General features: G+C 62.3%; 10 protein-coding genes. 1 reads left to right on the top strand and 9 read right to left on the bottom strand.

Going from position 1 to position 12,001, the window contains the following annotated elements:
- Window positions 1-2: 2 nt before the first annotated feature.
- The 4 genes from CLU93_RS05160 to CLU93_RS05175 all read right to left on the bottom strand — a co-directional run bounded on the left by CLU93_RS05160 (window position 3) and on the right by CLU93_RS05175 (window position 2,348).
- A complete protein-coding gene (locus tag CLU93_RS05160; protein ID WP_010395789.1) occupies window positions 3-179 on the bottom strand; it encodes a Trm112 family protein in 177 nt (58 codons plus the stop codon).
- Entirely contained in the window at window positions 160-1,215 is a 1,056-nt protein-coding gene (lpxK, locus tag CLU93_RS05165) for a tetraacyldisaccharide 4'-kinase (RefSeq protein WP_099760247.1), read from the bottom strand. The genes CLU93_RS05160 and lpxK overlap by 20 nt, the downstream gene beginning before the upstream one ends.
- A 93-nt stretch (window positions 1,216-1,308) precedes the next feature.
- Complete coding sequence (locus tag CLU93_RS05170) at window positions 1,309-1,749, bottom strand: ExbD/TolR family protein (protein WP_099760248.1); 441 nt, start codon at window positions 1,747-1,749, stop codon at window positions 1,309-1,311.
- A complete protein-coding gene (locus CLU93_RS05175) occupies window positions 1,746-2,348 on the bottom strand; it encodes a MotA/TolQ/ExbB proton channel family protein (RefSeq protein WP_099760249.1) in 603 nt (200 codons plus the stop codon). Before CLU93_RS05175 ends, CLU93_RS05170 begins: the two co-directional genes overlap by 4 nt.
- A 1,330-nt stretch (window positions 2,349-3,678) precedes the next feature.
- On the opposite strand from CLU93_RS05175, the gene xseA reads away from it, so the two are divergent.
- Window positions 3,679-5,040 carry an exodeoxyribonuclease VII large subunit gene (gene xseA / locus CLU93_RS05180; protein WP_099760250.1) on the top strand — a complete coding sequence of 454 codons (1,362 nt, stop codon included), beginning with the start codon at window positions 3,679-3,681 and terminating at the stop codon, window positions 5,038-5,040.
- Window positions 5,041-5,178: 138 nt separating this feature from the next.
- Here xseA and CLU93_RS05185 read toward each other — a convergent pair whose 3' ends face one another.
- The 5 genes from CLU93_RS05185 to CLU93_RS05205 form a co-directional block, all read right to left on the bottom strand.
- The gene (locus tag CLU93_RS05185) at window positions 5,179-7,629 is read right to left on the bottom strand and encodes a TonB-dependent receptor (RefSeq protein WP_099760251.1); all 2,451 of its coding nucleotides are present in this window, start codon (window positions 7,627-7,629) and stop codon (window positions 5,179-5,181) included.
- A gap of 108 nt (window positions 7,630-7,737) precedes the next feature.
- Complete coding sequence (locus CLU93_RS05190; protein ID WP_099760252.1) at window positions 7,738-8,790, bottom strand: ABC transporter ATP-binding protein; 1,053 nt, start codon at window positions 8,788-8,790, stop codon at window positions 7,738-7,740.
- Window position 8,791: 1 nt separating this feature from the next.
- Entirely contained in the window at window positions 8,792-10,159 is a 1,368-nt protein-coding gene (locus CLU93_RS05195) for a GH1 family beta-glucosidase (RefSeq protein ID WP_099760253.1), read from the bottom strand.
- Between the two features lie 32 nt (window positions 10,160-10,191).
- Window positions 10,192-11,010: a carbohydrate ABC transporter permease gene (locus CLU93_RS05200; RefSeq protein ID WP_096234333.1), complete on the bottom strand. Its 819-nt coding sequence runs from the start codon at window positions 11,008-11,010 to the stop codon at window positions 10,192-10,194.
- The gene (locus CLU93_RS05205; protein ID WP_243420146.1) at window positions 11,007-11,996 is read right to left on the bottom strand and encodes a carbohydrate ABC transporter permease; all 990 of its coding nucleotides are present in this window, start codon (window positions 11,994-11,996) and stop codon (window positions 11,007-11,009) included. Before CLU93_RS05205 ends, CLU93_RS05200 begins: the two co-directional genes overlap by 4 nt.
- Between the last annotated feature and the right edge of the window lie 5 nt (window positions 11,997-12,001).

Raw genomic sequence — 12,001 nt, forward strand, 5'->3', positions numbered from 1 at the left:
CGTTATTCCACTGCGTCTTGCAAGGTGCGCGCTTCGTCCGCCCACATGATGGGGATGCCATCACGGATAGGATAGGCCAGGCGGTCGGCGCGGCAAATCAATTCCTGCGCCTTCTTATCGTGTTCAAGCGGACCCTTGCAAACAGGGCAGACCAGGATATCAAGCAGTCGAGCGTCCACGACATTTCTCCACAATTTGTTGGGCCAGCGCGCTATCGATGCGCGCACTGACGGGGACGACCCACAGTCTCGGGTCATCTTTGAGATATTCAATTTGCGCACATTTTACTGCATCCTTCTCGGTGATCAAGATCAGATCCGTGTCGAGTGCCGCAAATGGCTGGTCGAGGAAGTCGTGATGGTCGGGCAAAGGCAGTTCCGTAAAATCCAGTCCGGCGCCGCGCAGCATGGAAAAGAAGCGCTGCGGATTGCCGATGCCGGCCGCCGCCACGATGCGCTGGCCGCTGGCCGCCAGGGTGGCAAGCGGCAGGCTTACGCTGCGGTTCGCCATGCGTTCGGCCACGCCGCCATCGAGCAGCATCTGCACCACCAGAGAGCCCTGTGGTGCAACCTTGGCCACGAGTACCGGCGCCAGCTCGGGCGCATTGATCACCGTCACATCGCGCCGGCGGCGCGGCGATTCGCGCAAGGGGCCGGCCGGCAGCAACCAGCCGTTGCCCGCGCCGCGGCCGTCGAACAGCACGATTTCCACGTCGCGCTGCAAGGCGTAATGCTGCAAGCCGTCGTCCGTCACCAGCACGTCGACCTCCGGGTGTGCGGCCAGCAGCGCCCTGCCCGCTTGCGCGCGGTCGCGCCCCACCATCACGGGGCAGCCGCCTCGCTGGAAGATCAGCAGCGGCTCGTCGCCCACCTGCTGCGGCGTGGAAGCTGCTGTCACTGCGCGCGGCAGCCGGTCGGCGCTGCCATGGCCGCGTGAAATGACGCCCGGGCGCATGCCCGCATCGCGCAAGGCTTGCACCAGCCAGATCGTCAGCGGCGTCTTGCCCGTGCCGCCGATAAAGATGTTGCCGACGACGACAACGGGCACGGGCAGGCGCGTCGATGTCAACACACCGGCGCGGTACAGGCCGCGCCGCACGGCACTCAGGGCGCCGAACAGCAGCGAGACGGGCCACAGCGCGCACGCCAGCGGGCCGCGCGTCAGCCAGGCGCGGGTCAATGTGGTTTCAAGCTTGGCGGGGGAAGGTGTGGGCATGGGGGTCAAATAAAATTGGAACCCAAAATCAACACCTGGGGTCGGACCCTGAGGGTCCGACCCCGGCACTTCGGTTGGGGTTGGAGGTTTGCCTTACTTGCCACCCGCTTGCGCCGCAAACGTCAGCTTTTCATAGCCGGCCAGACGCGCCGCTTCCATCACGTGGACGACCATCTGGTGCATGGCGAACTGGTCGGCATTGACCACCACCACGGGCGTCTGCGCGGGCGCCTTGCCGCCATTGGCCGCCTTGGCTGCATTTTGCAGGGCATCGGCCAGGCCGGCCACGTCGCGGAACGAGACGGGTTCGCGGTTGACCGTGTAGTTGCCCTTGGCGTCGATGGTGACGTCGATCTGCTGCGGCTTGTCCTTGGCTTGCTCGGCGTCGGCCGTCGGCAAGGTGATCTGCAGCTCCGTAAATTTGCTGTAGGTGGTGCTGACCATCAGGAAGATCAGGATCACCAGCAGCACGTCGATGAACGGGATCAGGTTGATTTCGGGGTCTTCCCGCCCCTTGCCTTTGCGGAAGTTCATTGGCGGCCACTGTGGACGATGTCGACGAACTTGACCGCTTGCTGCTCCATGTCAATGACGAAGCTATCGACAAGGGCGCGGAAGTGGCGGTAGAAGATCAGGGCCGGCATGGCGATGGCCAGGCCAAACGCGGTGTTATACAAGGCGACGGAAATACCGTGCGACAGCGCCGAGTTCGACGCGGTGGCGCCGGGCGAGGCAAAAATCTCGATCATGCCGATCACCGTGCCGAACAGGCCCATCAGCGGCGCCAGGGTGGCGATGGTGCCCAGGGTCGTCAGGAAACGTTCCAGCGTGTGGGCCACGCCGCTGCCCGCCTCTTCGATCGATTCCTTCATCACCTCGCGCGGCGCGTCCACATTGCGCAGGGCGGCGGCCAGCACCACGCCCAGCGGCGAATTGTCTTCCAGCTTGGCCAGCGTATCCGGCGTGATCTTGCCGCTCCGATACACCTGCACCACTTCATCGAACAGCTTGCGGGGCAGGATCTTGGCGCGTCGCAAATACAGCAGGCGCTCGATGATCAAGGCCAGGGCGACGATGGAAGCGATCAACAACAGCCAGATGGGCCAGCCAGCGGCTTGAAATATAGCGAGCAAAAGAAACTCCTGGTAAAGGAAAGGCGGTGAATCGCCCGGTCAGCCTGTATTGTACCGAGCGCCGAAGACTGATGGCATGTCGGCGCGGGAATGGCGCAATGTAGCGCGTTGCCGCGCCGGCGGCAAGTGGCGCCCGCATGCTTACTTGTCCACACGGCGCGGCGGGCGGGCGCGGCCAGCGCACAGTTTTGCACACTTTGTGTGGATAAGATTGTGAGCAAGCATGAAGTCAAGCATGCAAGTACTTGATTCATATGGAAAATATCATTCTGCGCAAAATACAGGCATAGCAGCTTATCGACAGTAGTCAATGTCAATAAATTAATAGTTACAGAGTTCTGCACATTAACTGTGGACAAGATTGTGCGCAAAGCCGAGGAATTCAATTAAGCCATTGATTTTAAAGGATATTAAATCGATGCACAATAAAGTGGCAAGCAGAGCGAAACATGCGGCATTTCCAGCGTCAAAGTTCTGCACACAATCTGTGGACAAGATTGTGCGCAAGCGCAAGAATAGACGCCAAGTACCTTGATTTATATCGTTTTTATTGCCCTGCATAAAAATGTAGCAGGGCCTGAAAAGCGCAGGTTTTCAGGCCAAAACCCATCGTCAAACAATACTTTTCCACCGCCAATACAGTTCCACACATAAAGTGTGGATAAGATTGTGAGCAAGCCGATTGACTCCATGCAAGGCCCTTGATTTAAAAGGAGTTTTTTTCAATGCTCAAAAATAAGGCAGCAACGCAGCCTGTGCATGCCGTGGAAAACCCGGACAAACCACGAAACGGTTTATGCAGTTTTGCACACATTCTGTGGATAAGATTGTGAGCAAGGCGTACACCTGGATGCTACATCCTTGATTTATATGGTTATTTTTATGCTGCGTAAAATTCAGGCAAGCCATGCCATGGCCGTTTCCGTGGATAAATCCGGCGCTGCGCCAGAGTTCTGCACATTTTTTGTGGATAAGATTGTGCGCAAGGCCAGGCATGCGATACTAAGCGCTTGATTCCTATGTACTTTATTTCCGTGCGTAAAAATGTAGCAGGGCATTTTCCTTTGCCGAAAGGAGCCAGTCCGGCAACAATTGTCCAAGGCAAAAAGTTCCGCACACTTTCTGTGGATAACTTTGTGCGTAAGTGGCAGTGGCTGCACTGATGTGCTTGATATTAAAGGTTTTTTTCCCTGTGCACGCAAATCAGGCATACGGGAATTCTGCATGAAATCAAATACTTAGAAATAGAACTTGTTGTTTTGCGCGATATATGACATAAGCATGACCTCGCCGATAATATGTGGACAGCTTGCTTCTTTCCCCTTGCCAGATGATGAACGACACCCCGACTGACAGCGGCTTTGCCGCCCCGCCCGTGCTGACCGTCAGCGCCCTGAACCAGGCCGTCGCGCGCCTGCTCGAACGCTCGTTTCCCCTGACCTGGATCGCCGGCGAGATTTCCAACTTCACGCGCGCCGCCTCCGGCCACTGGTACTTCACCCTCAAGGATGACGGCGCCCAGGTGCGCGCCGTGATGTTCCGTGGCCGCGCCCAGTTTGCCGGTTTCACGCCGCGCGAAGGCGACAAGGTGGAAGTACGCGCCCTCGTCACCCTGTATGGTGCGCGTGGCGATTACCAGATCAACGTGGAAGCCATCCGCCGCGCCGGCGTGGGCGCGCTGTATGAAGCGTTCCAGCGCCTGAAGGAAAAACTGGCCGCGCAGGGCCTGTTCGACCAGGAACGCAAGCGCGCCATTCCCATGTTCGCGCGCAGCATCGGCATCGTCACCAGCCCGCAGGCGGCCGCCTTGCGCGACGTCCTGATCGCGCTCCAGCGCCGCGCGCCGCACGTCAATATCATCCTGTACCCGACACCCGTGCAGGGCCAGCAGGCGCCGGAAAAGATCGCGCACGCCATCCGCACGGCATCCACAAGGGCAGAGTGCGACGTGCTGCTGGTATGCCGTGGCGGCGGCAGCATCGAAGACTTATGGTCGTTCAACGATGAAGCCGTGGCCCATGCGATCGCCGACTGCTCCATGCCCGTGATCAGCGGCGTGGGCCACGAGACCGATTTCACCATCGCCGACTTCGCGGCCGACCTGCGCGCGGCCACGCCGACGGCGGCGGCCGAACTGGCGGCCACGCCGCGCGCCGACTGGCTGGCGTCCCTGCGCGCCGATGCGGCCGACCTGCGCCGCGCCATGCGCCGCCGCCTCGACGACGCGGCGCAGACGCTGGACCGTCACAGCCGCCGGCTGCTCAACCCCAAGGCGCAGTTGCAGCAGCAGCGCTTGCAACTGCTGGCACTGTCGACGGCCATGACGCATGCGGCGCGCGCGCCCGTGAACCAGTCGCAGTACGCACTGGAACGCCTGCATTCGCGCTGGGCGGCCTTGCGGCCCGACGTCACGGCGCCGCGCGCCCGCCTGGTGGACATGCAGCGGCGTGGCGGCGCGGCCATGGCGCAGCTGGTGACGCAGCGGCGCCACCGCCTCGACGGCCTGGCGGCGCAGCTGGAACTGTTGAATCCACAGCGCACCCTGGAACGCGGCTACGCGATTTTGCGCGACGAAAAGGGGAATATCGTGCGCTCGCCGGCACAGCTGCAGGCGCGCCAGAACGTCAATGTGCGCCTGGCCGAAGGCAGCGCGCAGATCGGCATCGCCAGCGTGCAAGCCACTTTGGAATAAAAAAGGCCGGGTGTCGTCACCCGGCCAAAACATGCTACTGAGAGCTGCCAAATACTGTTGATGTAACCCCAGAAGCAAACCCCGGGGTCGGACCCTCAGGGCCCGCCCCCAGCTCTTTTGCCGCTGGGGTTAACAACATCAGAACTTCATCGACACGCGCGCGCCAAACGTGCGCGGCGCATTGTAGAAGGCGCCGTAGATCTGCTGCGTCGGCTGGCATGGCATGCCCACGTCCGTGCAGATTTCATTGACGTCCAGCTTGACCGCCTTGTCGGTGGCGTTCTGCACGAACGCTTCCACCGTATAGGCCTTGTTCGCCGGCTGGAAGCGCAGGCTCAGGTCCAGCGTGGTGTAGGCTTCCTGGCGCTTGACGCCAGCATGGCCCGGCACGTCGCCGTTGAACGCCCCGGCCCCCACGTACGACATGGTTTCATAGTGCACCGAAGCACGCGGCGTGAGCTGGCCGCCGGCAACATTGAAATCATGCTCGTACTGCACCGTGGTGGAAAACTTCGGCGCATGCTTCATGGTGCTGCCGCCCACGTTCACCAGTGGCGCCGTCGAGCCGCAGGACTGGCCATTCGCGCGCGCCGCGTCGACGTCGCACGACATGAAATCATCGTACACGGCTTTGAGCCAGGTGGCGTTGCCCGTCAGGCGGTCGACCTTCGTTGGCCGCCACACCCACTCCGCTTCCAGGCCCTTGACGGTGGCGCCAGCCGCATTGAAGTTGGCCAGCACGCTGTTGACCACTTGCGATTCGAGCTTGTCTTTGTACTTCATCAAAAACGCGTCGAGGTTCAGGGTCAGTTCGCGGTTCAGCAAGTCCGACTTGAAGCCGATTTCATAGCTGGTCAGCTTTTCCGGCTTGGTGGTGGCGCCGCCGTCGCCGATGGCCGGCGAATGGAAGCCCGTCGTCACGGAACCGAACAGCAAAATGTCCGGACGCAGCTTGTACTCGATGCGGCCCAGCCAGGTGGCCTGACCGTATTTCAGGTCGGCCGTATTGTCGCCCGGCGTATTGCCGCAGCTGGCCGCCGTGATGGCGCCACCGGGTCCGATATTGTGCGTGTTGGCCAGGCCCGTGCCGGGCGTGACCAGCTGGCGCAGCTGGTCGGCAGTGAGGACCGTAGTGCCCAGCGGCGTATTCGCGGGCCAGTTCGGGCAGGCCCAGTTCTTGCCGCCGATATCGAATTTGTGGTCTTTCGTGTAGCGCGCGCCGGCCGTCAGCTTGAGCGTATCGGTCAGCTGCTGGCTGACCTGGCCGAACACGGCTTTCGATTTGAGCTGGCGGTCGCCCTGGATGAAGGACATGGCCGAGGCATACTGGCCCACGGTCGGCTGCACGAAAATCACGGCGCCGTTGGCGATATCCTGCTGCACGGCCGCCTGCGAAATCTGGCTGCGGTCGATATCGAAGCGCACCTTGTTCTTTTCATTGAAGAGGAACAGGCCGGCCACCCACTGGAACGGCGCATCGTCGTCCGAACGCGCCTGCAGCTCGTGCGAATAGCTGTCGAACTGCGCCCAGTCGGTGCGGTTTTCCGATTTGAAGCCGGGGAACAGGCCCGCATCCGAGTCGTTGCTGTTCTGGCGCTTGTAGCGGCTCCAGCTGCCCAGGTACGTGAAGTCCAGCGCATCCGTCGGCTTGTAATTGAGCTTGCCCTTGTAGGTCAAAATCGACTGGTCCAGGGTGCCCGGCGTATCGATCAGGGCCGAGCGCAGCTTCTCGCCCGGCTTCGGTTCGGCCGCCAGGTAGACGTTGCCGGCACCCTGGTCGAGGAAGTAGTCGGCGATGAAGGTGCCGCGCAGCTGCGGCGTGAACTTCCACAGCAGCGAGGCGCGCACGCCCATCTGGTCGCCGGCGCCATACTTGGCCGTGCCCGGCATGACGTTCGAGCCGCGGCGGAAGTCCACCGTGCCGTCGTGACTATCCTTGATGGCGGCGATGCGCAGCGCCACGTCGTCGGACAACGGGATATTGAGCATGCCCTGCGTCTGCAGGTGGCGCTTGTCGCCCACGGTGATGCCGGCCGAGCCCATGAACTTGGCCGTGCTCGGCGCGGCCGACACGAGGTTGACGGCACCCGCCGTCGAATTGCGTCCGTTCAGGGTACCCTGCGGTCCGCGCGCCACCTCGACGTGACTCAAGTCATACATCAGCGCCGTGGCGCCCTGGGGGCGCGGCGAATACACGCCATCGACATAGAAGGCGACGGCCGGGTCGCCCAGCTCCGTGTGGTTGGCCGAACCGACGCCGCGCATGTAGACGTGCACGCCGCCCGAGTCGCCATGCTGCTCGACGACGAGGCTCGGCACCATGGTCGCCAGCGAGGCCAGATCTTTCACTTGATTGTTTTGCAGGGTGTCCTGGTTGAAGGCGGTGACGGCCAGCGGCGTCTCCTGCACGAAGGTGTTGCGGCGCGTGGCCGTGACGACGATGCGGTCCATCTGTTCGGCGGCCGGTTTTGCCGCGTCAGTGGCTGCTGTGTCCTGTGCCAGCGCGGCGCCGCTGCCCAGCAAGATGAATTGGGCGAAGGTCGCATGCGCCAGGCTGAGGGCGATGGTATTGCGTTTGAGCTGTTGCATTATTGTTGTCTCCTGTACCGCTGGTTGAATGATGATCACATAGCTCTTTGGCTATTGCTGCACATTTTTTTGGGTGTCAATCTGAAGTCATGTCGCCTCCGTGCGGGGTCAATGGGTGGCCACGGCGCGCCCGGCCGTGTCGAATAGAAAGGCATGCCCCTCTTCCGGCGCGAAGCCGATGGCGCTGCCCTGCGCCAGCGCGTGGCGCGCCTCGCCATGCAGCTTGATGGCCACCGCATGCGGGCCGCCGTCGATGCGTCCATCAAGCGTCGCGTGGATGATCTGCGCGTCGCCCAGCTGCTCGATCAGCGTGACCGTGGCGCCGTAGCCCTCATGGCGCGGCACCAGGCGCAAATGCTCGGGGCGTATGCCGACCAGCATGCCGGCCTCGCCACCGAGCTGGCTGGCCAGTGCCGGCACGGCGGCGCACGGCAAAAAGTTCATGCGCAGCGCGCCGATGAAGCCGGCCACGAACTGGCTGGCCGGATGGCGGTACAGGTCCAAAGGCGCGCCCACCTGCTCCAGGTGGCCGCCGTGGAAGACGGCGACCCTGTCACCGAGGGTCATGGCTTCGACCTGATCGTGGGTGACGTAAATCATGGTGGTACCCAGTTCCTGGTGCAGCTTGGCCAGCTCGATGCGCGTTTGCACGCGCAGGGACGCATCGAGGTTGGACAGCGGCTCGTCAAACAAAAATACCTTGGGCTGGCGCACGATGGAGCGGCCGATGGCCACGCGCTGGCGCTCGCCGCCGGACAAGGCCTTGGGTTTGCGGTCGAGCAGGTGCGTGATCTGCAAAATCTCCGCCACCTTGCCGACGGCCGCGCGCACCTCGGCTTCCGGCTGGCCCGCCAATTTGAGGGCAAAGCCCATGTTGTCGCGCGCCGTCATGTGCGGATACAGGGCGTAGCTCTGGAAGACCATGGCGATGCCCCGCTCGGCCGGCGCCACGTCGTTGGCTAGCAGGTCGCCGATGCGCAGCTGACCCGCGCTGATGTCCTCCAGACCCGCGATCATGCGCAGCAGGGTCGACTTGCCGCAGCCGGACGGCCCGACGAAGACCATGAATTCGCCGTCATGGATATCGAGGTCCAGGCCCTTGACGATTTCCGGGCCGTCGCCGTAGGTCTTGCGGATGCCGCGCAGGGAAATGGCGGCCATGTCAGTGCTCCCCGGCCAGGGCAACGGCATGGGACGCGCGCTGGGCGATAATAAAATCGCGGTACCACAGGGCGCTGTCCTTGAAGCTGCGCTGCTGCGTGGCGTAATCGACGTACAGCATGCCGAAGCGCTTGGCGTAACCCGAGTTCCACTCGAAGTTGTCCATCAGGCTCCAGTAGAAATAGCCGCGCACGTCGATGCCCTGCGCGATCACGGCGCGCAAGGCGTCCAGGTGCAGCTGCACGTATTCGATGCGCGGCGCATCGTGGATCTTGCCATCGACGGGCTTGTCGGCCACGGCCATGCCGTTTTCCGTGATGTAGACGGGCGGCAGCCGGTACTCGCGGTGCAGGCCCACCAGCAGCTCCGTCAAGCCTTGCGGATAGGTTTCCCAGCCCATGTCGTTGACGCCGAGCTTGCACTCGGGCTTGCGCGGCGGCGTCTCGGCGCTCATGAAAGCGCGCGTGTAGTAGTTCACGCCGAGGAAATCGATGGGCTGCCTGATATCTATGAAATCGTTTTCAAAGATAGCCAAAGCGGAAGCATCCGGGTGTTTCAGGGCCAGCGCCGGGTAGCGGCCCTTGAAGATGGCGTCCATATACCACTGCACCGAGCGTGCATATTCGAGGTCGGCCAGCGCGCGGTCCTGGGCGCTGTCGGTGGCCGGCGTGGCCGTCCATTGATTGAGCACGATGCCCAGTTTCGCCGGCACATTCACGGCGCGCATGGCTTGCATGGCCAGGCCGTGCGACAGCAGCAAGTGGTGCGACACTTGCACGGCGGCGGCCGGGTCGGCCATGCCGGGGGCGAACTGGCCCGTGCCGTGGCCCAGCACGGCCGTGCACCACGGTTCGTTGTGCGTGGCGATGCTGGCGACCTTATGGCCGAAGCGGCGCGCCACCTCGGCCGCATAGACGGCGAAATGGTAGCAGGTGGCGCGATTGAGCCAGCCGCCCTCGTCCTGCAAGGCTTGCGGCAAGTCCCAGTGGTACAGGGTCAGGTGGGCATCGAGACCCTTGGCGGCCAGCGCGTCGAGCAGGCGCGCATAAAAGTCGAAGCCGGCCTCGTTCCAGGCGCCGGAACCCGTCGGCTGCACGCGTGACCAGGACATGGAAAAGCGGTAAGCGTTCACGCCCAGCTTGGCGATCAGCTCCACGTCCTCGGCATAGCGGTGATAGTGGTCGCAGGCCACGTCGCCATTGCTGCCGTCGATGATCTTGCCATCGGCATGGCTGAAGGTATCCCAGATGGACGGGCCACGGCCGTCGATGGCGGCTGCGCCCTCGATCTGGTAGGCGCTGGTGGCCACGCCCCAGGTGAAGGTGGCGGGAAAGTTGGTATCGGTGTCGTCGTTATGCATGGTGGTCATGTCAGTGTGAGGGGTTGAGATAAATGTGTGGATCAGCCTTTGACGGCGCCCTGCGTGAGGCCTTCTATGAGGCGCTTCGAGGCGACAAAAAACATCAGCAGCAGCGGCAGCACGGCAATCGCGGCGCCCGTCATCAGTGCGCCCCACTCCGTGTTGTTCGGTGCCTGCATGCTGCGCAGGGCCAGCGGGATCGTATAGTTCTCGACCGAGCGCATGACCACCAGCGGCGTGATGAAATTGTTCCACGAGTTGATGAAGGTGATCAGGCCCAGGGTTCCCATGGCGGGGCCGATCAGCGGCAGCACGACACGCCAGTAGATGGCGAATTCGCCGCAGCCGTCGATGCGCGCCGCCTCGATCAGGTCCCTCGGAATGGCCGTGCCGATGTACTGGCGCATCAGGAAGATACCCAGCGCGCCGGCCGCTCCCGGCACGTACAGGGCGCGCGGCTGGTCCAGCCATCCGAGGAAATCCATCAGCATGAAGGTCGGGATCATGTTCATGAACGACGGGATGATCATCGACGCCATCACCAGGGTAAACAAGGGCCGCTTGAAGCGGAACTCGTACATGGCAAACGCATAGCCGCCCAGCGAGCAAAAGAACAAGGTCAGCGCGGTGGTCATCAGGGCCACGTACAGGCTGATGCCGATATTGCGCCAGAACGGCAGGCGTTCCTGCAGCAGCTCGATGTTGTTGAGCAGGGCGGTGCCGAACCAGCGCGGCGGCGGCAGGCTGTAGATCTCGGCGCTCGTGTGCGTGGCAAAGACGAACATGAAGTAAAACGGCGCGACCATGATCAGGGCGCCGATGGCCACCATGGCGTAGGCCGTCCAGCGGGTAGTTTTCATTTGGCCTCCCTGCGCTCGTTGCGGCTGAAGATGCGGTTATTCACCCAGGTGGTGCTGGCGATGATCAGGAACAGCAGCCAGGAAATGGCCGACGCCGTGCCGAAGTCGCCCGAGGAAAACGCCGTCTTGTAGACGAAGATGGCAGTCGTCATCACCGACTGGCTCACGCCGCTCGATTCGGCCACCAGCACGAACGGTTCCTCGAACAGCTGCAGATTGCCCATGATGGTCAAGGTCACGGCCAGGTAGATCATGGGGCGCAGCTGCGGCAGTGTGATGTACCAGAACTGCTGGCGTTTCGAGGCGCCATCGATAGTGGCTGCTTCGTACAGATCTTTCGGGATCACCTGCAGCGCGGACAGATACAGCACCAGGTTCCAGCCCAGGTAGCGCCAGAAAATGACGAAGGCAACGGCCGGCTTGATGAACAGCGAGCTGCCCAGCCAGTCGATCGATTCGGCAGGGAACAAGCCACCGACCAGCGGCAGGCTGGCGCACCATTGGAGCAGCACATTGATCTGCCCATAGTCGCGCGAAAACAGCGTATTGAAGACCATGGCGATGGCCACGCTGGAGGTGATGAACGGTAAAAAGTAAATGCCGATCACCAGGTTGCGCGAGCGCTTGAAGCTGTTGTGGATGAAGGCTGCCAGCGGAATGGCCACCAGGTGCTGCGGCACGCCCGAGGCCAGCGCCAGCCACAGCGTGTTGCCCAGCGAGCGCAAGAACCACGGGTCGCTCAGCGCGTACTTGTAGTTGTCCAGGCCCACCCACTGCATGGCTTCCACGCCGCTGGCCGCTTCCCACTGGTTGAACGACAAATAGATGGAAAACAGCAGCGGGAACAGGCTGAAGACGGCGAACAGGATGAAGAAGGGGCTGATGAAAATATACGGCGCCCACTGCTTCATGTTGTAGCGCTTTCTGGCGGGCCGCGCCGCAGCAGCAGCGGGCGCGCCCTCGGTACAAGGCATGGAGGTAGTCATGCTGC

It is taken from the genome of Janthinobacterium sp. 35, assembly GCF_002754575.1.
Taxonomy (GTDB): Bacteria; Pseudomonadota; Gammaproteobacteria; order Burkholderiales; family Burkholderiaceae_D; genus Janthinobacterium; species Janthinobacterium tructae.

Bases quoted from the DNA above. Each gene is read 5' to 3' on its own strand.
- lpxK (WP_099760247.1), bottom strand. From the start codon at position 1,215: ATGCCCACACCTTCCCCCGCCAAGCTTGAAACCACATTGACCCGCGCC.
- CLU93_RS05170 (WP_099760248.1), bottom strand. From the start codon at position 1,749: ATGAACTTCCGCAAAGGCAAGGGGCGGGAAGACCCCGAAATCAACCTG.
- xseA (WP_099760250.1), top strand. From the start codon at position 3,679: ATGATGAACGACACCCCGACTGACAGCGGCTTTGCCGCCCCGCCCGTG.
- CLU93_RS05185 (WP_099760251.1), bottom strand. From the start codon at position 7,629: ATGCAACAGCTCAAACGCAATACCATCGCCCTCAGCCTGGCGCATGCG.
- CLU93_RS05190 (WP_099760252.1), bottom strand. From the start codon at position 8,790: ATGGCCGCCATTTCCCTGCGCGGCATCCGCAAGACCTACGGCGACGGC.
- CLU93_RS05195 (WP_099760253.1), bottom strand. From the start codon at position 10,159: ATGACCACCATGCATAACGACGACACCGATACCAACTTTCCCGCCACC.
- CLU93_RS05200 (WP_096234333.1), bottom strand. From the start codon at position 11,010: ATGAAAACTACCCGCTGGACGGCCTACGCCATGGTGGCCATCGGCGCC.
- CLU93_RS05205 (WP_243420146.1), bottom strand. From the start codon at position 11,996: ATGACTACCTCCATGCCTTGTACCGAGGGCGCGCCCGCTGCTGCTGCG.